21 protein-coding genes are annotated in these 21,305 nt (G+C 42.1%); 18 read left to right on the top strand and 3 right to left on the bottom strand.

Annotated features, from left to right (window positions below; genetic code table 11):
• The first annotated feature begins 75 nt into the window (after positions 1-75).
• Genes ACRZ9O_RS08090 through ACRZ9O_RS08105 form a run of 4 tightly spaced genes read left to right on the top strand, consistent with a single transcriptional unit; the run spans position 76 to position 2,131 of the window.
• Complete coding sequence (locus ACRZ9O_RS08090) at positions 76-441, top strand: hypothetical protein (RefSeq protein WP_459458090.1); 366 nt, start codon at positions 76-78, stop codon at positions 439-441.
• Positions 428-1,192, top strand: a complete 765-nt coding sequence (locus ACRZ9O_RS08095; RefSeq protein WP_459458092.1) for an exodeoxyribonuclease III — start codon at positions 428-430, stop codon at positions 1,190-1,192. Before ACRZ9O_RS08090 ends, ACRZ9O_RS08095 begins: the two co-directional genes overlap by 14 nt.
• 4 nt (positions 1,193-1,196) lie before the next feature.
• Positions 1,197-1,499: a (2Fe-2S) ferredoxin domain-containing protein gene (locus ACRZ9O_RS08100; protein ID WP_395617490.1), complete on the top strand. Its 303-nt coding sequence runs from the start codon at positions 1,197-1,199 to the stop codon at positions 1,497-1,499.
• Between the two features lie 8 nt (positions 1,500-1,507).
• On the top strand, positions 1,508-2,131 hold the full coding sequence (locus ACRZ9O_RS08105) for a hypothetical protein (protein ID WP_459458094.1): 624 nt from the start codon (positions 1,508-1,510) through the stop codon (positions 2,129-2,131).
• On the opposite strand, the gene ACRZ9O_RS08110 is transcribed toward ACRZ9O_RS08105, so the two are convergent.
• Complete coding sequence (locus tag ACRZ9O_RS08110; RefSeq protein WP_459458096.1) at positions 2,114-2,797, bottom strand: YjjG family noncanonical pyrimidine nucleotidase; 684 nt, start codon at positions 2,795-2,797, stop codon at positions 2,114-2,116. The two genes, ACRZ9O_RS08105 and ACRZ9O_RS08110, sit on opposite strands and share 18 nt — an antisense overlap.
• A gap of 53 nt (positions 2,798-2,850) precedes the next feature.
• Between ACRZ9O_RS08110 and ACRZ9O_RS08115 the strand changes: the two genes are divergently transcribed.
• The 11 genes from ACRZ9O_RS08115 to ACRZ9O_RS08165 all read left to right on the top strand — a co-directional run bounded on the left by ACRZ9O_RS08115 (position 2,851) and on the right by ACRZ9O_RS08165 (position 15,984).
• Complete coding sequence (locus tag ACRZ9O_RS08115) at positions 2,851-3,660, top strand: exonuclease domain-containing protein (protein ID WP_459458098.1); 810 nt, start codon at positions 2,851-2,853, stop codon at positions 3,658-3,660.
• 105 nt (positions 3,661-3,765) lie between these two features.
• Positions 3,766-4,095, top strand: coding sequence for an NADH-quinone oxidoreductase subunit NuoK (gene nuoK, locus ACRZ9O_RS08120; protein ID WP_223131531.1), 330 nt, complete (start codon positions 3,766-3,768; stop codon positions 4,093-4,095).
• A gap of 26 nt (positions 4,096-4,121) precedes the next feature.
• Positions 4,122-6,005, top strand: a complete 1,884-nt coding sequence (gene nuoL / locus ACRZ9O_RS08125; protein ID WP_459458100.1) for an NADH-quinone oxidoreductase subunit L — start codon at positions 4,122-4,124, stop codon at positions 6,003-6,005.
• 18 nt (positions 6,006-6,023) lie between these two features.
• Positions 6,024-7,469, top strand: coding sequence for a complex I subunit 4 family protein (locus tag ACRZ9O_RS08130; protein WP_459458102.1), 1,446 nt, complete (start codon positions 6,024-6,026; stop codon positions 7,467-7,469).
• A gap of 18 nt (positions 7,470-7,487) precedes the next feature.
• Positions 7,488-8,885 carry an NADH-quinone oxidoreductase subunit N gene (locus tag ACRZ9O_RS08135; RefSeq protein WP_459458104.1) on the top strand — a complete coding sequence of 466 codons (1,398 nt, stop codon included), beginning with the start codon at positions 7,488-7,490 and terminating at the stop codon, positions 8,883-8,885.
• 9 nt (positions 8,886-8,894) lie between these two features.
• Positions 8,895-9,389: a GtrA family protein gene (locus ACRZ9O_RS08140; protein WP_459458106.1), complete on the top strand. Its 495-nt coding sequence runs from the start codon at positions 8,895-8,897 to the stop codon at positions 9,387-9,389.
• A gap of 191 nt (positions 9,390-9,580) precedes the next feature.
• Positions 9,581-9,757, top strand: coding sequence for a hypothetical protein (locus ACRZ9O_RS08145; RefSeq protein ID WP_161566409.1), 177 nt, complete (start codon positions 9,581-9,583; stop codon positions 9,755-9,757).
• A gap of 33 nt (positions 9,758-9,790) precedes the next feature.
• Positions 9,791-10,438: a SprT-like domain-containing protein gene (locus ACRZ9O_RS08150; RefSeq protein ID WP_459458108.1), complete on the top strand. Its 648-nt coding sequence runs from the start codon at positions 9,791-9,793 to the stop codon at positions 10,436-10,438.
• Positions 10,407-13,559 carry a type IX secretion system sortase PorU gene (gene porU, locus ACRZ9O_RS08155; RefSeq protein WP_459458110.1) on the top strand — a complete coding sequence of 1,051 codons (3,153 nt, stop codon included), beginning with the start codon at positions 10,407-10,409 and terminating at the stop codon, positions 13,557-13,559. The genes ACRZ9O_RS08150 and porU overlap by 32 nt, the downstream gene beginning before the upstream one ends.
• A gap of 3 nt (positions 13,560-13,562) precedes the next feature.
• The gene (porV, locus tag ACRZ9O_RS08160) at positions 13,563-14,717 is read left to right on the top strand and encodes a type IX secretion system outer membrane channel protein PorV (RefSeq protein ID WP_459458112.1); all 1,155 of its coding nucleotides are present in this window, start codon (positions 13,563-13,565) and stop codon (positions 14,715-14,717) included.
• A 1-nt stretch (position 14,718) separates the two neighbouring features.
• Entirely contained in the window at positions 14,719-15,984 is a 1,266-nt protein-coding gene (locus ACRZ9O_RS08165; RefSeq protein ID WP_459458114.1) for a M16 family metallopeptidase, read from the top strand.
• A 3-nt stretch (positions 15,985-15,987) separates the two neighbouring features.
• Here ACRZ9O_RS08165 and ACRZ9O_RS08170 read toward each other — a convergent pair whose 3' ends face one another.
• Both ACRZ9O_RS08170 and ACRZ9O_RS08175 read right to left on the bottom strand, forming a co-directional pair.
• Positions 15,988-16,896: a PfkB family carbohydrate kinase gene (locus tag ACRZ9O_RS08170; protein ID WP_459458116.1), complete on the bottom strand. Its 909-nt coding sequence runs from the start codon at positions 16,894-16,896 to the stop codon at positions 15,988-15,990.
• A gap of 10 nt (positions 16,897-16,906) precedes the next feature.
• Positions 16,907-18,082 (bottom strand): hypothetical protein, encoded by a 1,176-nt coding sequence (locus ACRZ9O_RS08175; RefSeq protein ID WP_459458118.1) that lies wholly within the window; start codon positions 18,080-18,082, stop codon positions 16,907-16,909.
• Positions 18,083-18,210: 128 nt separating this feature from the next.
• Here ACRZ9O_RS08175 and cysS point away from each other — a divergent pair, with 128 nt between their 5' ends.
• From cysS to ACRZ9O_RS08190, 3 genes are read left to right on the top strand one after another with little or no spacing between them, the layout of a single operon-like run.
• Positions 18,211-19,701 carry a cysteine--tRNA ligase gene (gene cysS, locus ACRZ9O_RS08180; protein ID WP_459458120.1) on the top strand — a complete coding sequence of 497 codons (1,491 nt, stop codon included), beginning with the start codon at positions 18,211-18,213 and terminating at the stop codon, positions 19,699-19,701.
• Between the two features lies 1 nt (position 19,702).
• Entirely contained in the window at positions 19,703-20,440 is a 738-nt protein-coding gene (locus ACRZ9O_RS08185; RefSeq protein ID WP_459458122.1) for a rhomboid family intramembrane serine protease, read from the top strand.
• Between the two features lie 58 nt (positions 20,441-20,498).
• A complete protein-coding gene (locus ACRZ9O_RS08190) occupies positions 20,499-21,296 on the top strand; it encodes a rhomboid family intramembrane serine protease (protein ID WP_459458124.1) in 798 nt (265 codons plus the stop codon).
• The last annotated feature ends 9 nt before the right edge of the window (positions 21,297-21,305 follow it).

Raw genomic sequence — 21,305 nt, forward strand, 5'->3', positions numbered from 1 at the left:
TTCAAAATTACGACATCTACGGCAATTAATCATTTTTTTGTGGCTAATTTGCACCTCATTAAATTTACACCCTTTATGGAATTCGAGCCAAGTTTAGTCAAAGAAGAATGGGAGATGATTCTCGATTTTTTCGAAAACTCGTTTGGCAAGCGACCTACTGAAATGGAGCCCATATTGCTACTGATCGGGGTCCAGGAATTAGGACAAGGACATGCGCATTTTACCAAAGAACAAAAGCAAGATCTCCTACACATCGCCACCTGCAAAGTATTAAGCTACAGCGATTTTTATCGATTGGAAGGCCTTGACGAGGAAGGCTGGCCGCATTGGAAGAACGTGCAAGGAATTCCTTCGCTGCCTTTAAAAGAGCAAGAAATCCTGTTAAAAGCACATATCATTCATTATTTCAAAACCGAGGTATTCGCGAATGAAGATCATTAGTTATAACGTGAACGGCATTCGTGCCGCTATTACAAAAGGGTTTGTTTCTTGGCTTCAAGAAGAAAATCCGGATATCGTCTGCATTCAAGAGTTGAAGGCGGAAGTAGAACAAGTGGACCTTTCCGAAATTTTCGCTTTGGGCTACGAGGTCTATTGGCATTCCGCTCAGAAAAAAGGTTATTCAGGCGTAGCGATATTCAGTAAAATTAGGCCAAATAACGTGTCAGTGGGTTGCGGTATCGATAAGTACGACTCCGAAGGTCGCGTAATACGAGCCGATTATGACGGATTTTCTGTGATGAGCGTCTATATGCCATCCGGCTCTAGCGGTGATGAAAGACAAGCTTTCAAAATGGACTGGTTAGGCGATTTTCAAAACTACATCAATGCCCTGAAGATCGAATTTCCGAATTTAGTTATCGCAGGCGATTACAATATTTGCCACAAAGCCATCGACATCCACAACCCCAAAGGCAACGCGAACAGTTCTGGTTTCTTACCGGAAGAACGAGAATGGATGGACGGGTTCGTGAGCCGCGGATTTGTAGATTCATTTAGAGCAATCAATGCAGAACCTCACCACTACAGCTGGTGGTCCTACCGCGCGGGAGCTCGAGGGAAGAATTTGGGCTGGCGAATAGATTACCAAATGGTATCTGAGGCTTTGGCAGAAAAAATCCAACACGCCTCTATCCTACCGGATGTGAAACATTCCGATCATTGCCCTATCGTACTACTTTTAAATAGCTAATTATATGCACTTCGAAAAACACGTATTTATCTGCGCTAACGACAAAGATGCCCCTAAAAAATGTTGCGGTTCAGGCCATGGAATGGAATTAGTAGACGCTTTCCGCGCGAGCTATGCAGCCCAAGGTGGAACGGCTAAAATCCGCGTCCAAAAATCAGGCTGCCTTGACTTCTGTGGAAAAGGACCCACCATGGTCGTTTATCCAGAAGGCGTTTTCTACGGTAATGTACAAGTGGAAGATGTAGCAGAGATCACAAAATCGCATTTAATCGAAGACGAAATTGTGACTCGCCTCCAAATTCAATAAATTGCGACATGATTTACCGCTTATATCCCACGCTTTTAAATTCATTCAACCTCTATGTGAGCCAATCCCGTGATGGAAATGGCAAAATCATCGTGGATGAAATCGAGCTAATCGATCGGATCAATCGCGTGCGTAAACCCACAACGAATGCGCAGCAAAAAGGGATAGATTTTGAGAGAGCGGTAACATTAGGCGAAAATGAAGAGGCGTTTGCAGAGGGAATCATCGATCGAGCGCGCGAATTATTGCCGGTAAAATATAAGACCCAATTTTACGTAGAATCCCGCTATAAAAACGCACAGATTTACGGCTATATTGATGGTGTGGGAGACACGGTGGCTTTTGATCTAAAAAGCACAGCTTACTATGAGCCGAATCGCTTTTTAACCAACCACCAGAACCTGTATTTGTTAGGCTTGCAAAAATACGGAATCCAACGCCTGGACTATGTTATTACTGATTTCAAACAGGTCTACGTAGAATCCTATGATGTCAATAATATCGATTTCAGTTTCCAATACGACCAGATCGAAAAGTTCATTTTATTCTTAGAGGAGAACAAGAAATTCATCCGGGACAAGAAGATTTTTGACCGCAAATCAAGCGACAATCAATTATCGATTTTTGAGTAATCCCCTCAATTCATCCAAATGCTGAATCTCGTGCGGCAAATCCGTTGCTACCGAAAAGGGATTGTAATGAATCGCGGGAATACCCACGTTCAACGCTCCTCGGACATCAGCCTCTACGTGATCCCCGATCATCAAAGCGTCCTGTGCTTGAATCCCAGCACGAGATAAGGCATATTCGAAAAACAAAGGATTCGGTTTCTTCGTCCCTACTTGCTGAGACGTAATAATTTCTTTGAAAAAGGAGCGCATCCCTGCCCCTTCAATCTTCACGTATTGAATATCGTCGAAGCCATTCGTCAAAATGTACAAAGGAAAATGAGCAGCTAAATCTTGAATGACTTCAAAAGCCCCCGGCATCAAATTCGTCTTGCGCGGTGCACGTTCCAGGTATTTATCCCCAAACTCCGAAGAGGGCCCTTCGATGCGCAGCTCCTGAAAAAAGCGAACGAAGCGTGTCTCCCGTAGTTCCGCCTGCGAAATTTCCCCTGCAGCATATTGGTCCCACAACCCATTATTGATTTTTTCAAAGCTGGCCCAGTAACTTAAGGGCTCGATGGCTAGCTCGTATTCGACAGCTAAATCCAGTAAAACTTCTTTGGCATTCAGGTCGTGATCCCACAGCGTGTGATCCCAGTCAAAAAAAAGTGCTTTCGGGCTAAAATTCATGTAACAAAGGTAATAATAACTTACCTTTGCCCTAGCCCATTTTAAAACATCCTATGGAACATCAATTACAACTAAAGAGACCCCTCGCATTTTTCGATTTAGAGACGACAGGTATTCAAATTAACCGCGATCGGATCGTGGAAATTTCGATTGCTAAAGCAAATCTGGACGGAACCGTGGAGGTAAAAACGCGTCGCGTGAATCCAGGTATACCGATTCCTTTAGAAGCTTCTTTAGTGCATGGCATCTATGATGAAGATGTGAAAGATGAACCTACCTTTCGAATGGTGGCACGCTCTTTATCCACCTTTTTAGATGGTTGCGATCTTGCCGGATTTAATTCCAACCGTTTCGATGTACCTATGTTAGTAGAGGAAATGCTTCGAGCTGAGGTGGATTTCGATATGAAAAACAGAAAATTAGTGGATGCCCAACGCATATTCCATTTAATGGAACCGCGTAATTTAACTGCTGCTTACCAATTTTACTGTGGCAAAGAATTAATCGGAGCACACGGAGCTGAGGCGGATGTGTTAGCCACTTTAGAAGTATTAAATGCGCAGGTGAAACACTACGCGAACAAGGCCATCAAGGATGCGGATGGCAAGGAGGTTTTCCCAATCCAAAACGACATGGATAAGCTGCACGAACTAAGTGCCTCGAATTCAATTGACTACGCCAATCGAATGGCGTACAATAAAGAGCGCGTGGCTTGCTTTAATTTTGGCAAACACATCGGTAGACCTGTGCTTGATGTGTTGAAGTCTGATCCATCCTATTACGACTGGATGATGAAGGGGGATTTCCCGATGGACACCAAGCGCAAACTGACCGAAATAAAATTGCAAGGTTTTCAGCGTTAAGGCATTTTTGATGTCGAGGCTATCAGATATTTTCGTATTTTTGCCTCGCATAAATGCATTTTTTGGACGGGCTTTTGCCTGAAGCCTTTGTTATTATTTAAGACTATGCAATCAATACCAGAAATTATCCGTACGATTCCATTAACCCATTACATTATGCTGAGCTCAGCTTTGTTTTGCATTGGTATTATGGGCGTATTAACACGTAGAAACGCGATCATCGTTTTTATGGCGATCGAATTAATGTTAAATGCCGTTAACTTATTGTTAGCTGCCTTTTCTTCCTACTATTCTGACCCAGCAGGTCAAATTTTTGTATTCTTCATTATGGCCGTAGCCGCAGCAGAAGTCGCTGTCGGTCTAGCGATTATCGTGATGATTTACCGAAATATCCAAAGCATCGATATCGGTGTTCTTAACAAATTGAAAAACTAATTAAGCGCAAATTCCGCCCAATTAATATGTCTTTACTATTCCTCATTCCACTATTACCCTTATTAGGCTTTGCTATTAATGGTTTAGCCTACCCGAAGTTGCCGAAGCAAATCGCGGGCATCATTGGAACGATTCCTCCCTTGGTTGCCTTCGCCTTATCACTTAAGTTATTCTTGAATTTCGACGGTCAGGCACAAATTCTTCCCATCGCGGATTGGATTAAGGTAGGTTCTTTAGAGATCCCTTTTGCCTTCCAAATCGATCAATTATCAATCTTGATGCTCCTCGTCATCACGGGAGTGGGCACCTTGATTCACGTGTATTCGATTGGGTATATGTCCCACGATGCGGGTTTTGGCAAGTTTTTTGCCTTCTTGAACCTGTTCGTGTTCTTTATGTTAATCCTCGTTTTAGGAGCAAATTTCACCGTCTTATTCATCGGATGGGAAGGCGTAGGTTTGTGTTCGTACTTGTTGATCGGGTTTTGGAATCAAAAGAATTCTTACGGAGATGCAGCCCGCAAGGCCTTCATCATGAACCGTATCGGTGACCTAGGTTTCCTAGTGGGTATCTTCTTGTTGATTCAAGATTTTGGCACAACCGATTACCAAACGATTTTCACTGCTATTCAAAGTGGCGATTATACGACTGATTTAAGCATCATCGCTTTCTGTCTTTTCATCGGTGCGATGGGTAAATCAGCGCAGATTCCGTTGTTTACATGGCTTCCAGATGCCATGGCGGGTCCTACACCTGTTTCGGCTTTGATTCACGCGGCCACGATGGTGACGGCGGGTATTTATATGGTGATCCGTGCGAATGCCTTGTTTGAATTGAGTCCTGAAGTATTGCATTTTGTAGGTTGGATCGGTTTAGCAACGGCCTTATTAGGCGCAGCGATTGGTCTTTTCCAAAACGATATCAAGAAAGTCCTTGCTTATTCTACGGTATCCCAGTTAGGGTATATGTTTATGGGTCTAGGCGCTTCAGCGTATACGGCGTCGTTCTTCCACGTGATGACACACGCGTTCTTCAAGGCCCTTCTTTTCTTAGGAGCGGGTTCTGTGATTCACGCGATGTCAGACGAACAAGATATTCGCCGTATGGGTGGATTGAAATCGAAGATGCCTATCACGTTCATCACGTTTATGCTAGGAACTATCGCCATTGCGGGTATTCCTCCATTCGCCGGTTTCTTCTCGAAAGATGAGATCCTAGCCAGCCTTTACCACCACGATCCAGTAATGTGGAGTTTAGCAATTGTAGGATCTGCTTTAACCTCCTTCTATATGTTCCGAGTGTTCATTTTAACTTTCTACGGAGAGTTCAGAGGAACGGAAAAACAAGCACATCATTTACACGAATCGCCTATCACGATGACTTTGCCGTTGATTATATTAGCGGTATTCTCTGTAGGTGGAGGTTTAATCAACTTGCCTCACTTTGCAGGGGGAAATGAATTCTTAGCTCATTGGTTAGCACCCTTATTGCCAGAAGCAGGTGCAGCGGGTGAGGTTAACTTCTTGAGTTTAGAGGGTGGTGCACCATTATTAGCAGCCTTCTTGCCGGCTTTCTTAGCGATCTACGTTTTTGGTATGCAGAAATCAGTGCCATCTGAAGACGCAGAGATTTCTGGTATTCAAAAGATCATCTACCACAAATTCTATATCGATGAATTGTACGATATGCTATTTGTGAAGCCTATTGCCTTCTTATCGAACTTCTTCTTCCAAGTGATCGACTTCCTAGTAATTGACTTGTTCGTCGAAGGTTTAGGTCGTTTTGTGAAATATGCTTCGAGCGAGTTCCGCCGAGCTCAAACAGGAAACGTAGGCATCTACTTATTCTGTATGGTCGCGGCCATCGTTGTCATTTTATTTGTTAGTTTAAAAAGTACGATCCTTCCATAATTCGATCGCCAAACAGCTATGTATCTACTATTTATACTTTTATTTCCGCTTTTGATTGGGTCAGCTTTGTTGATCTTCAAGCCAAAGAACGCGTTTGTCCTTTCCCTAGCGGCATCCATCATTGAATTAGCGGCCACCGCCTTTGTTTTACAACAAGCTAGCTCAAATCCTGTTTCCTTCTCTGCTCCTTGGTTGGCATCAGAAGGATTATACTTTTCGCTGTATGTAGATGGAATCAGCGGCGTATTAATCGGACTTTGTACTTTATTAGTTCCCTTTATCGTAGCCACAACTGCTAATACGGATCGTGCGAATAATTCCCAATTCCAGGGTTTGATGTTAGCGATGCAAACGGCTTTAATGGGAGCGTTCTTAGCAAAAGATGCCTTTTTGTTTTACTTCTTCTTTGAAGCTTCTTTGCTACCTATTTATTTCCTTGCGGCAATTTATGGCGGCGAGAATAAAAATGCGATTACGTTTAAGTTCTTTGTTTATACGTTGTTTGGTTCGCTATTCTTCTTAATCGCCTTGGTTTATGTGTACTTGCTAACACCAGGTCCATTTCATTCAGCAGATATTGAGGTATTATACCAAACTGCGAAAGGCCTAAGCGCAGATCAACAAGGTTATTTATTTGCGGCCTTCTTCCTGGCTTTTGCCATCAAGATGCCGGTTTTCCCTTTCCATACCTGGCAGCCCGATACGTATACCGTGGCTCCTGCACAAGGAACGATGTTGCTATCAGGTATTATGTTGAAGATGGGTACCTACGGTGTGATTCGATTCGTGCTTCCGATGTTCCCTTTAGGCGTTGCTACTTGGGGATTGACAGCATCTGTCCTTTCTGTGATCGGTATAATCTATGGTTCGATTATCGCCATTCAGCAAAAAGACACTAAACGCTTATTAGCTTATTCCTCATTCGCTCACGTTGGCTTGATGTCTGCCGGTATTTTATCCGGAAGCATCGAAGGTATTCAAGGTGCCTTGTACCAAATGTTATCTCACGGTATCAACATCATCGGTTTATTCTTCGTCATTGAAATCATTGAACGCAGAACAAAATCGAGAGAGATCGCTCAATTAGGCGGCATCACACAATTCTCGTATCCATTGACTGTCACTTTCGTGATCTTGAGTTTAGGTTCCGTGGCACTTCCTTTAACGAACGGTTTCATCGGAGAGTTCTTATTGTTAAAGAGTGTATTTGACCAAAACTTAACTTTAGGTATTATCGCCGGAATCACCATCATCTTGGGCGCAGTATATACCTTGCGATTGATCCAAAAATCGATGTTCGGAAATGTGTCGCGAATCACTTCTGATTTCGCGGACTTGACTTTTGCGGAGAAAGCAGTGTTAATTCCTTTAAGTGTCTTGGTTATTTTGGGTGGTGTTTTCCCATCAACGGTTTTAGGTTTTAGTGAACCAGCGGTTCAGCAATTAATCCAATGGTTTAAATAAAATATTAGTAAAAGCATTATGACGGCTATCATTGCATTATCACTTCTAGGTATTTTAAATTTATTCTTGGGCTTTTGGCTTTCTAGAAAAACCATCCAAGCTGCGACGCTTTTGTTTTTAGCGGGCAGCATGGCTTTAACGGCTATGGACTGGAATCACGAAATGTTATGGTATGGACGCATGTTCCATACCACGAATACTTCCATTAGCTTCAGCTTAATTATTCAATTAGCGGCCTTTATGGTCGTTAGTTTTTCCAAAGGCTTTGGCATCGACGAAGAGCACACACATCCAGCAGAATACTATGCGATTCTATTATTCTCGGTAGTAGGAGCCATTTTAATGGTTTCATTCGATCATTTGATCATGTTCTTTGTGGGACTTGAAATCCTATCGGTAGCGATGTATGTGTTAACCGGTTCTGACAAACGCAATTTACGCTCGAACGAGGCAGCCTTGAAATATTTCTTGATGGGTTCTTTCGCAACTGGTATTCTTTTATTTGGAATTACTCTCGTGTATGGAGCAACGCGTTCTTTCTATTTAACAAACATTGCAGAAGTAATTGCAACTACCCCACAAGCATCCACGCCGGTATTCTTATCGATTGGCGTTTTATTAATTATAGTCGGATTCCTATTCAAGATTTCGGCAGCACCTTTCCACTTCTGGACGCCGGATGTATACGAAGGAGCACCTACTATCTTTACGATGTTCATGTCAACGGTAGTGAAGGCAGCTGGCTTTGCAGCCTTATACCAAATGCTGACAGGTCCCTTTGGATCATTGTATGGCACATGGGTATATCCGATCTACTATATTAGTATGTTAACACTTTTAGTGGGGAATATCACAGCGGTGTACCAGCAGTCCGTTAAAAGAATGCTAGCTTACTCTAGTATTTCGCACGCCGGATACCTACTCATTACTCTAAGCTCTAACCAAGCAAGTACATCATCGACCATCTTGTATTATTCCTTATCCTACACTTTAGCCACAATTGTAGCTTTTGGTGTAGTTATGTTAGTAGCAGAATACCAAACAGGTCGTACAGAAAAACCAGAAAACTTCAGTTCATTTGAAGGCTTGGCGAAGCAGAACCCAGGTTTAGCATTCTGCTTTACCATCTCATTATTGTCTTTGGCAGGTATTCCAATGACAGCAGGTTTTTGGGGGAAATTCTTTGTCTTCTCTGACATCTTTAATCGTCACGTATATTATCCAGTAATCTTAGCGATCATCATGTCAGCTATCGGAGTTTATTACTATTTCAAAGGAATTATTGCTATCTACTTTAAAGAAGGCGACATCGAGCGAATTGAATTGCCAGCATTAGTCAAATTCGCTATGTGGGCTTGTACCCTAGGTACTTTGCTATTAGGCGTATATCCAAATATCGTTAAAAACCTCTTTTAAATTGAGCATTTGAGCGACAAGAAACAGGCCCTTTTCAATCAGAAAGATTTATTCGCCTACTTCGTAGTAGCTGGATTAGGGGCATGTGTTCAATTACTCGCTGGAGGATTAATCAAAGATTGGTTCCGCGTTTCGTATGAAGATTCCATCCTTCCTGCGTATTTTATTGCCCTAATAGTCGGCTTTTTTTTAACCAAATTGTTTGCCTTTAATGCGCGCCAAAGCCATCAAACAAGACGCGAGATGCTTAAGTACCTCCTAGTAGCTAGTTTTTCAGGCATCATCACCTGGTTATTCAGTACCATTCCTTATGAGTTTATTCACGAACGCTACCCGGATTTCTATTTTCTTATCCCCTACTCCATCAAAAAATTAAACATTACACAAATACTAACCACCTTGCACGGAATGGGGTTTAGTTTTTTATCCAATTACATTCTACACAAAACCTTCACTTTCAAATCAAGCGGGTTTTACGATCGATTTAAGGAGCTGACAAAATAGGATTTATCTAATTTAGACCTTTTCTAAGTTCCAAATTCTTAAGAAATCCTAAGCCGATTAAGCTCCATTAAGCCCTATTTTTATATTTTTTTACTCATTCCTTAAAAAAATCTTAAAATTTTATTTGCATTTATTTGTACTTATAAAATAATGCCGTAGATTTGTGACTCAAACCTTAAACAAAATAAGAAATGAAAAAAGTATTCGCTCTAGCTTTCGTTGCTGCAATGGTAACTTTAGCATCTTGTGGTGAGAAGAAAGCAGAAGCTTCTGCTGACACTGTTGCTGTTGATTCTGCTGCTGCTGCTGCTCCAGCTGATTCTGCTGCTGCTGACACTGCTGCTGCTGACACTGCTGCTGCTAAGTAATTTTAGCACAACGATCAGAAAAAAGTCCTTCGCATGCGAAGGACTTTTTTTATGTCTAATAACCGGATGAAGAATAAAAAGATTGATTCCTTTTTTGATCACTTCCCTCCCAAAGTAGCAGAATACTGCTTTCAACTTTGGCATGATTATTCCTTTGACTTCATTGTCAGTAAATCCCGTGATTCAAAACTGGGCGACTATCGATTCAGCCCATTGAAAGGACACCAAGTTACGGTTAACCATAATTTGAATTCCTACGCATTCCTCGTGACCTACATCCACGAAGTTGCCCACTTAACTACTTATTTAGCCCACAAGAACAAAGTGCTTCCACATGGTCAAGAATGGAAGACGGAATTTTATAACCTCTTCGAGCCCATTCTGGATGAGGATTTATTGCCATCAGAACTTGTCAACGTCCTCAGAGCCTATTTAAAAAATCCAGCAGCCTCCTCGAATGGCTACCAACCCCTTGTTGACATACTTAAAAGTTTTGATGAGCAACCTCCTGAGGGCACTCCATTAGTCGAATTAGCAGAGGGTGCAACATTCGCCTTAAAAAACCTTCGCTTCATCAAAGGGAAACTTCGCCGAACACGTTACATTTGCAAAGAATTAAATTCAGGTCGAAACTACTTAGTGGCAAAGAATGCGTACGTGTTACCGATTGAAATTTCTTAAAGTACTTCTGCCTCTTCTACTTGCGGCCTTCATCGGACATGCTCAAAACTCCATCTTATCAAGCGGACGTTGGATCAAAGTAGGTATTACTCAATCCGGCATCTATCAAATTACCCCAGCATGGCTTGCTAAATTCAATCTAAAAGCCTCTCAATTAGGAGTATATGGTCACGAAATAGGTGAATTACCTCAGGCAAACGCATCTGCTCGACCTATAGATTTACAGCCCATACCTTTCTTGAAACAAGGTGATGCCGTTGTTTTTTGGGCGGAAAAATTCACTCATCACTATAGTGATACGGCCTTCTACTTTATTCGTTTAGATGATCCAGCGCCAAAGATTATCTCAGAATCAAACAATGGCACCAATTCATCGACATCAGGTCCGACATTAGATTATGCCTTAAGTCGATTTCACTACGAACCTGAAACCTATAATCTATTGCAATCAGGTAGAGAATGGTTAGGTGATGGATTTTTTGGTAATGTAAATCGAAGCATTCAATATCCTTTATCAGACTATAAATCGGGAATACCTAGCTTACTCTCTGGAAGGTTAGCTTCCTCCTCCGTTGCACCAGGAACCTTCACTTTTAGTATTCCTGGCAATACGCTTTCCCCTATTATTTTTCCAGCCATTACCGGCGATCGGTATGATCAAAAAGCCTTTTTGAAGACATTTTCAGCTTCCGTAAATCCTGTGATTAAGGACCAAAGTTGGAGCTGGAATTTAGCCTATGCTAACACCACGGGCTCTGGATATATCGATTTCATCGATTTAGAATACCCTAGAAAGTTAAATGCTCTGAATGAGAACCCACACTATTATCTACCTAATAAGACGGACTCCTCCTTTACTATTAGCATTTTAAATAAACAAACAAACCATCAGATCTGGCTAAAAACGAAAGGCAATAGCTGGCAAAAACTGATCTCTTTGTCTCTCCCTAAAGTAGCACCAGGCGCAGAATTACTGATTTTTGATCCAGCTAAGGCGGTAGATCCGATTACGCTTGATCTCATTCCAAATCAAAATAGCAGAGCAGATGAGTCCGCCGATTTGCTTGTTATATCTAGCCCTTCCATTTTACCTGTCGCTACACTTTTCGCACGTTACCGGAGTTCAAAAGGAATAAAAGCTAAAGCCTACTCCACCCAAGAGATTTATAACGAATTCTCTGCAGGTAAAGTGGACGTAACTGCCATAAGAGATTTTATACGCCTTAAAAAACCACGCTATGTACTACTAATGGGTGATGCTTCCGTTGATTACAAGGGAATCAATAAGGTGGCTACGGCTACTGAGCGCTTGAATTATGTGCCTAGTTATGAAAGTAGAGAGTCTTTGCAGCCGCTACAGACTTATGTGTCAGATGACTATTTTGGCCTATTGGATGTAGATCAGGGGGAATGGTTAGAGGGAAATGAGGCAAAAAATGAGCTTTTATCCGTAGCAATAGGCCGAATTCCAGTGAGGTCCTTTGAGGAAGCAACGATGCTCGTAAATAAAATGATCAGCTATGAAAGGCAAAACTTAACACATCCCTACCGTTTCGCTTGGCTAGCAGATGATGGAGATTCAAATCTGCATGTTCAAGATGCAGAAGATTTTGCAGCCTATATTCCTGAGGCATTTCAAGTACAAAAAACTTATATCGATCAATTCCCACAAGAAACAGCAAATGGGATTTATACTTCAGCAGCTGGTAAAAAAGCTAGTCTCGACTTATTTAATTATGAAGCAGATTTTATCCATTTCTTAGGCCATGGTTCAGAGTCTGCCTGGACGGATGAAAAAGTGATCACCAATAATGAGTTACAAACGTTGAAAAACAGCCGAAACCTTCCCTTATTGTTGACCGCTACGTGTCAATTTGGGCGATTTGATGATCCCAATCAGCTTTCGGGTGCGGAGGTCAGTCTTTTGTCAAACCAAGGGGGAGCTATCGGACTTATTTCAACGACAAGACCCGTATTTCAGAGTAGTAATTATCTGTTTGGCCAGGCATTTTATAGAAATTTAACTAAACATCTAAATAATAAAGACTACAGATTAGGAGATTTATATCGAGATGCGAAGAATGAGAGCCAATCTGGCGTAATTAACCGAAATATTACCCTATTGGGAGATCCCTCCTCAACCCTTCCTTGGAGCCAACAAACGCTTAGTATCCGTATTGATACCTTATCAAACGGGGTAATTCAAGGACAAACAACCCCCAATATAACGGGGGAGATTCAAGTCTATTATTTTGGAGAAGATCAAAAAAAGCAGACGCTGGGAACTAAAACAGACAAATTCAACTATGTCATTGCCGGCAACCTAGAAGGAAAAAGCGTTTCTACTGTGCAAAATGGCAAATTTAGTCTCGCTAATCTTCCTGCCTACCGATTGAAATGGCGTGCTAATTCAAGTGATGGAACTACCTATGGCGGAGGAATGAAAAGTGGTTTAAAACCTAGTGGGGAAACCAAAGAATCAAATGCCCCTATTATAGAAGCTACCTTACTGAATGAGGCAGACATTTCAGCGACCTCTCCTAATCCGATTTTGCAATTAAACATACGGGACGCTAGTTCACTTCGTTTTATTGGACCTAAAGGAGAAAAAGCCTATTTCTCAGTCAATGATACCCTTTTATTTCCCCTATCGCAGCTTTTTGTACCTGCCTTAAATTCAAGTAATAAAGGCTCCATTACCTTTCCTTTTGAGTCACTTGCCCCCGGGAAATATAAAATTTTAGTAAATTGTTTTGACGTACATACAAACTCGGGAAATTTATCGTTTGAATTCACAGTATCTGCCTCTAAGAAAGAGAATGGGGAACTCAGCATCTACCCGAACCCGATGACCGAGCGAAGTACATTTTCTTTTTTACAAGATAAACGATGGACGAGCTACGTCTACAAACTGAAAATTTATAGTATCTTAGGGAAACAAATTTTAGAGAGAACAGGGATAGTTCCAGGAAGTGATTCTGCTAACCAAACTTTCTCTATAGATTGGAGTCCTTCGGAGAAAAACCAATTAGATTATATTAACTACTACCAATTAGAAATTAAATACGATACAGGAGCCCCATTCGCACTTTTTTCAGGACGAATAGGAAATATTAAATAGCACATGAGACAACTACTAACCCTATTACTGATTACCATTGGAATTTTTGCACATGCGCAATCAACCAGCCTAGTATCCGGCCAAATCAATGCAGGACGTATTCCCACACCTACCTTAATGTTCCTAAATGTCGCTCCTGATGCTCGTTCGGCTGCTATGGGAGATGCCGGGGTAGCCTTATCGGTAGATGCTAATGCAATACATTGGAACACGGCTAAACTTGCAACAACAGAAAAAAAGATGGGTTTTTCGCTCTCATACACACCTTGGTTACGCTCTATAACAAATGACATGGCACTGTATAATATCTCTGGATATACGGTAAGCAAGAAAAATTTAGTTTTTGGTTTTTTCATAGATTACTTTGATCAAGGCATGTTCCAAGCGACTTTAGATAACGGGACGAGTGCAGGTAATTTCAATTCGAATGAGTTTGCTTTGGGAATTTCGCATGCTAGAAAATTATCAGCAGCCCTATCAATAGGAATGAATTTAAAGTATATCAACTCAAATTTATTAGGAAATTACCAAGGTTCTGGCGGCGTAAGTAGTGCGTTAAAGCCCGCAGAAACAGTTGCTGCAGATATCTCTGTGTTTTATGCTAACAAAACCTCCAATCCTTGGAATTACAGTTATGCATTAACGCTTTCAAACATTTCAGGTAAGGTAACTTATGGTGGTTCAGAGAAGAACTTTATCCCCACTAATTTACGAATGGGTATGGCTGCAACACACGATATTGACGAATTAAACAAGCTTACTTTCACCGTAGACTTTAACAAGTTAATGGTTCCTACGCCACCAGCCTTTGAAAATGGAAAAATCGTGGGAACAGACCCTGCTACCGTTTCAGCCATTGGAGGAATATTCGGATCCTTAGTTGATGCTCCAGATGGAATAAGTGAAGAGATCAAAGAGGTGACCACCTCTGTAGGCGCAGAATATTTATTTAATAATTCTTTTGCCTTGAGAACAGGCTATTTTCACGAGAGCGAAATGAAGGGAAATCGGAAGTATTTCACTTTTGGCCTTGGCTTTAAAATGGATCAAAAATACGGATTAGATTTTGCATACCTGGTTCCAAGTGGTCAAGGCAGTCCTTTAGCAAATACCTTACGATTAACGCTCATAGCGGGCATTAATCAGCCTGTGAAATAATATGTTAGACCGTCGCATTGCCCCTGCTGCCTATCCGGTAGACAAAGTTTTATTCCCAAAACCAGCCAAATATACGTTAGCCAATGGTATCGAAGTATGGGTGATCTCAGCAGGAGAGCAGGAAGTTTTTAAATTTGAATTGAGTACGAAGGCTGGCGCAGTACATAGCCCTTTGGCGGGATTGGCTGGCATGACGGCTTCACTCATGAAACGTGGAACTTCGTCTGATTCCGCACAGAAAATTCACCAAGCTTTTGATTTTTTCGGGGCCTTCTGGGATATACAAGCCAGTTTAGACCACGGCACTTTCACGGTCTACGGATTAACGAAGCACTTTCATTCTTTGATTCCCCTTGTCCGTGAAATACTACAAGAAGCAACTTTCCCTGCGGAGGAGGTAGAAAAAGAGATCGAAATCGAACGTCAAAAAACGAAACTGAATTGGGAAAAAACCTCCTATTCTGCTAGCCAAAAATTTCGCGCTCAGGTATTTCCGAACGATCCCTATGGCCGTTATACGGTGGCAGAAGATTTTGACAAACTAGACCGCGCCGCGCTAGTGGAACAGTATTCGACGACTTGGGCTTCACAAAAACCGGTCATCTTTCTATCCGGAAAAATCTCCGATGAACAGATTTCCTTTTTAGATCAGACCCTAGGACAAATCAGTTATTCTAACTCTGAACTACTTATCCCGTCGTTAACATCAGCTTCGAATCCAATTAAAATAAGAGAAGAAAAAGAAGCATCCGTACAGAGTTCGATTCGGTATGGCCTGCCGGCTATATCCAGAAATCATCGTGATTACTTTCACTTTAGTTTAATGAATACGGTATTAGGAGGATACTTTGGCTCTAGATTGCAGAAAAATATACGTGAAGATAAAGGGTTTACCTATGGTATCTCGTCCAGTTTAGCGCCTTATCCGCGTGGTGGTTATTGGGTCGTGGGGACAGATGTGAATGGGGAGAATGTCGATGCAACTTTGGCAGAAATCAAAAAGGAAATCAGCATCCTTCAAAATGAATTGATACCTCAGGAGGAACTAGATATCGTCCAAAATTACCTGATGGGCAGCTTCACAGGTGAACTAACTCAAGCTTTCGATATCGCCGAAAAAGTGCGTGTGATTCAATTGGATGGATTAGCTCCTGATTTCTATGATCAGTTTCAAGACAGCATACAAAATATCCAGGCCCAGGATATTAGAGACATGGCTGCTAAATACCTGAACCTGGATCTGATGCACGAGGTGATCGTGGGGTAAGAATTAGAACGAAGCTAACTCTCTAAATTCATTTACACGGCTCGCTAAATCAGCTTCCGTGATTTCGAATAAACGCTCTGTACCGAATTTCTCCACACAGAAAGAAGCCATCGCAGATCCGTGAACGATCGCGCGACGCATGTTTTCAAACGAAATATCGTTCGTCTTTGCTAGGTAACCAATGAATCCTCCTACGAAGGTATCGCCCGCGCCCGTCGGATCGAAAACGTCCTCTAATGGAAGTGATGGGCAATAGAACATGCGATCTCCTTGGAATAACAAAGCACCATGCTCCCCTTTCTTAATAATCAAGGTCTTAGGTCCCATCGCCATAATCATCTTAGCAGCCGTGCGAAGTGAGTATTGCTCGGATAATTGACGCGCCTCCTCATCATTGATGCAAAGCACATCCACCATCGTCAACACACGCTTCAAATCGTCCATCGCCACATCCATCCAGAAGTTCATGGTGTCCATTACGACTAATTTGGGGCGTTTGTTTAGGCCCTGAATCGCTTCGATTTGTACTTGTGGCGTTAGATTTCCTAACATTAGATATTCACAATCTTGGTAAGACGCTGGGATCTCCGGCTTGAAATCAGCTAACACGTTCAATTCCGTCACTAAGGTGTCACGTGAATTCATGTTGTTATGGTATTTACCTGCCCAGAAAAACGACTTCTCCCCTTGTTTGATTTGTAATCCGTCCAAATTGATGCCACGAGACGTCAACGTGTCCATGTATTCTTGTGGAAAATCATCACCTACCACAGCTACTACATTTACTTTAGGTAAAAAGAAGGCAGCTGATAAGGCAATGTACGTACAAGATCCACCGATGATTTTATCGGTCTTTCCATAGGGAGTTTCAAGGGCGTCGAACGCAACGGTTCCAATAGATAATAAGCTCATAATAAATATATTAACCTACTTTAGGACAACGACTAAAGGGTTGGTTTGGATTGAAAAATTTACGGTATGTAATAAAAGTTTTATCATTTGTGGCTCCTAGTTGGGAGACAAAGCGAAGCATTTTAGGATTAAAATCACCCACCCAATTCATGTCCATGGTGGAATACGGATAGAAAGGATTCGTACGCGCGACTTCGCGGAATCGTAAGGCGATGGCAGATTCAACTCCTTTGCCTTGGTGATCTGGAGTCACCCCAAAAATCACCCCGCAGGTACGAGTCAAGGTTCCTTTTAATTTCAATAGAAGGAATTTAATCATGCCCCACCAGTTCAGTTTACCGTTCAGGTGTTTCACGATTTGGTTCAAATCGGGGATCACAATGAAGAAGGCCACCGGCGTTCCGTCCGTCGTGTAGGCAAACCACAATAATTGCTCATCGATGATGGGCTTCATGGTTTTCACGAGTTTTTGAGCCGATTCCGAACTCATCTCCTTCACCCCCGGGAATTTCGCCCAAGCCGCATTGAAAATGAAACGAAAATCTTCTGCATATTTCGACAGATTACTCTTCTCAATGTGCTGAAAAACGTAATCTGGATTATCAAAAATGCGCCGGGCTTTTTCTTCGATTCCCTGCGTCACATTAGCGCCGGCGATGGGCGAAACGAACACGTATTGTTGGAAATAGTCTTGAAAACCATAGTTTTCGAAGAACGGAATGTAATAAGGCTTCGTCCAGGGCATTTTATAGGTAGGCTCAAACTCCCAACCTTTGACCATCAAACCCCAGAAACTGTCGCGCTCCCCAAAATTAATCGGGCCATCCATCCCCTCCATTCCTCGCTCCGCTAGCCAATTTTTACAGGCATCAAACAACATAAATGCTGCTTTCTCCTCTTCAATACATTCGAAAAAGCCCATGCCGCCCACGGGAACTTCGCCCTCCTTTGTGTTCCGCTCATAAAAAGCGGCTACACGACCGATGGGCTGCTCTTGATCGTTGAACAAAATCCACCGAATAGCCTCGCCCTGTTTAAAATGGGGATTCTTCCGCGGATCAAACACCGAAGAGATATCGTTATCTAAAGGACGAATCCAATTAGGGTCGCTGGAATAGAGCTGAACCGGAAAGGTGAGAAAAATCTTCTTTAAGCGAGCGTCGTCTCCTACTTCTCGTAAAAACATGCGAATAACGTTTGTATGCTAAAAAACATACAAAGGTAATGAATTGCGTTTGGGTTTGGTGAATTAAAAGAATCCAATTAATTTTAATTCCTTATTATCCCCTTTCGATCAGAAAAGATCCGCTTTACATGCAGCCCTTAAAAATATACAATACCCTGAGTCGTGAAAAAGAACTTTTCACCCCGATACACGAAAATCACGTCGGACTTTATGTCTGCGGGCCCACGGTATATAATTATGTTCACTTAGGCAATTTGCGCACTTTTACGTCTTTTGACATCCTAAACCGCTATTTATTGCATATCGGGTACAAAGTACGTTATGTGCGTAATATTACGGACGTGGGTCACCTGGTAGGTGATGGCGATGAGGGAGAAGATAAGATTGGGAAGATGGCCAAATTGGAAAAGTTAGAGCCGATGGAAATCGTACATCGCTTTACCCAAGATTTTCACCAAGTATTAGAAAAATTCAATGTCTTGCCTCCGAGCATCGAGCCTACAGCGACGGGACATATCGTGGAACAAATCGAGACCACGAAATCCTTAATAGAGAAAGGATTAGCCTATGAATCCAATGGTTCGGTATATTTTGACATCGAGACTTACAATAAAAATGGCGGCAACTACGGACATCTGTCTGGCCGCGTGATTGAAGACTTATTAACTGAAACACGTGACTTAGACGGCGTGGGCGAGAAGCGCAGTCCGTTGGATTTTGCGCTTTGGAAAAAAGCAGCTCCGGAACACATCATGCGCTGGCCATCCCCCTGGGGAGAGGGTTTTCCTGGCTGGCACTTAGAGTGTACCTGCATGAGCCACAAGTACTTAGGCGATACCTTTGATATACACGGCGGCGGAATGGATTTGAAATTCCCGCACCATGAATGTGAAATCGCGCAGGCAAAAGCAGCTTATGATCGTGCTCCCGTACGCTACTGGATGCACACGAATATGTTAACAGTGAATGGCCAAAAAATGAGTAAATCCCTCGGAAACTCCTTCTTGCCCTCCGAATTATTTGCAGGTAGTCATGCACTATTAGAGCAGGCTTACAGCCCGATGACCGTGCGTTTCTTTATGCTGCAATCCCAATACCGCAGTACGTTGGACTTCTCCAACGACGCACTTAAAGCGGCCCAAAAAGGCTACAAAAAAATCGCAAATGGTTTACGCATCATCAAGAAATTAGCTTATCCAACAGACATCAAGCCTAATCCCGATGCCACTCAAGAAAAGGAGATCAATGACGCCATTCAAGGCTGCTATGATGGAATGAACGACGATTTGAACACGGCGGTGGCGATTGCGCACTTGTTTACCTTGTTGAAGAAAATCAATTCGCTCTACACGGGGGGATTAGCCTTCGAATCCATTCCTTCTGAAACATTTTCAAATTTACAACGTTCATATGTCAGCATTTTAGAGGACGTCCTAGGGATTAAAGAAGAGGTTCCTGAACAGATGAATGGTCTGACGGATGAACTTCTTCAGCTCTACAAGGGTTTCAAAGAAAGTAGACAATACGATAAAGTAGACGAAATCCGTGGCGCCTTTAAATCTGCTGGCTTATTGATTAAAGACATGAAAAACTCCATTGATTGGGGATACGAAGAATAATATGCTCAGAAATTTAACACCCACCGTACGGAATTTAATTTTCATCAATGTAGCGATGTTCCTAGGATCGTCTTTCATTCCGGATGAACTATTCGCATTGTACTTTTTTCAATCTAGTAATTTTCATTATTTCCAAATAATCAGCTACATGTTCGTGCATGCGAATTTTATGCATTTGCTGATGAATATGTTTGGGCTTTATATGTTCGGATCTATCCTAGAAAAAATCTGGGGCGGTCAGCGTTTCCTATTTTTCTATCTATTCTGTGGAGTAGGAGCGGGATTATTACACGAAGCGATTCAGTATTTCCATGATTATGCCAGCATCCGAAAGGCCTTGGAATTAGCCCTGGCGAATCCCAATACCGATTTTATGTTAGATTATTTCAATCGATTTGGGGGCAGCAATTCCATGAATGGGGGCATGAATGCCACAGCTGCAATGGAATTTTATAGTGAGTATACCACCCAAAACCCTGTAGTGGGGGCATCTGGAGGTGTTTTTGGTATCTTGATGGCCTATGGCTATTTATTTCCTAACTCCGAGATGTTCGTCTTCCCTATCCCCATTCCTGTAAAAGCGAAATACCTCGTGATGGGCTTTGCCTTTTACGAGCTTTATGCTGGGAAATCAGCGGCTGATGGGGATAATGTAGCGCACTTTGCCCATTTAGGCGGAATGCTTTTTGCCGTCATTTTATTATTGATTTGGCGCCAAAAACGCGACAGTTTCTATTAAGATGAGGAGCATTCTCAATGATATAAAAAACATTATTCAACAGCCTGGACAGGGCTTGATGAAGATCATTATAGCCAATGGAGCCATTTTCGTGGCTTTGATGATCGCTCGGGTCGGCTTATTGATAGCAGGAAAATCGGAATTATTTGATGCGTTTTTTACGCAAGTTTCGCTACCGTCTGCACTCGATTTGCTTATCCAAAGACCCTGGAGTCTACTTACCTATTTTTTCTTGCACATTGAGGTCTTCCACCTCATTTTCAATATGATGTTCCTGTATTGGTTTGGTATCATTATCCAGGATTTCATCGGGAATAAACGGCTCGTCCAGCTCTTTTTTTATGGCGGATTAGCGGGTGCAGTAGCTTTTCTTTTAGCGATGAACACCGTGAGTTTTTTCATTGCCAAAGGACCAAATTTCTTAAATGGGGCCTCAGCAGGTGTTTTTGCTGTGGTGGTCGCCGCTGCGACGATCCGACCTAACTACCAGGTACATTTACTTTTATTAGGACCGGTTCGAATCAAATACATCTCTGCATTTTATATTCTATGGTCCTTTATTGAAACAACTGGGTCAAACGCAGGTGGAAATATTGCGCATTTAGGTGGGGCAATATTAGGTTTCATTTTTGCCAAAAACTTTTTAGCCGCATCCCGACCTCAAGCCATTTTTGAAATAAAAATTAAAGAATTTGCCACAGCTGTTAATCAAAAATTACAACCCCGAAAAGAACTCGAAACTGTGCCGGAGGAGGAGCTGAATGCGATTTTGGACAAAATATCACAATCCGGATACGACAGTCTTACCGACTTCGAGCAAAAAAGATTATTCAAAGCGAGTCAAAAAAATGACTAAGGCTTAAAA

It is taken from the genome of Aquirufa sp. HETE-40SA (assembly GCF_054558635.1).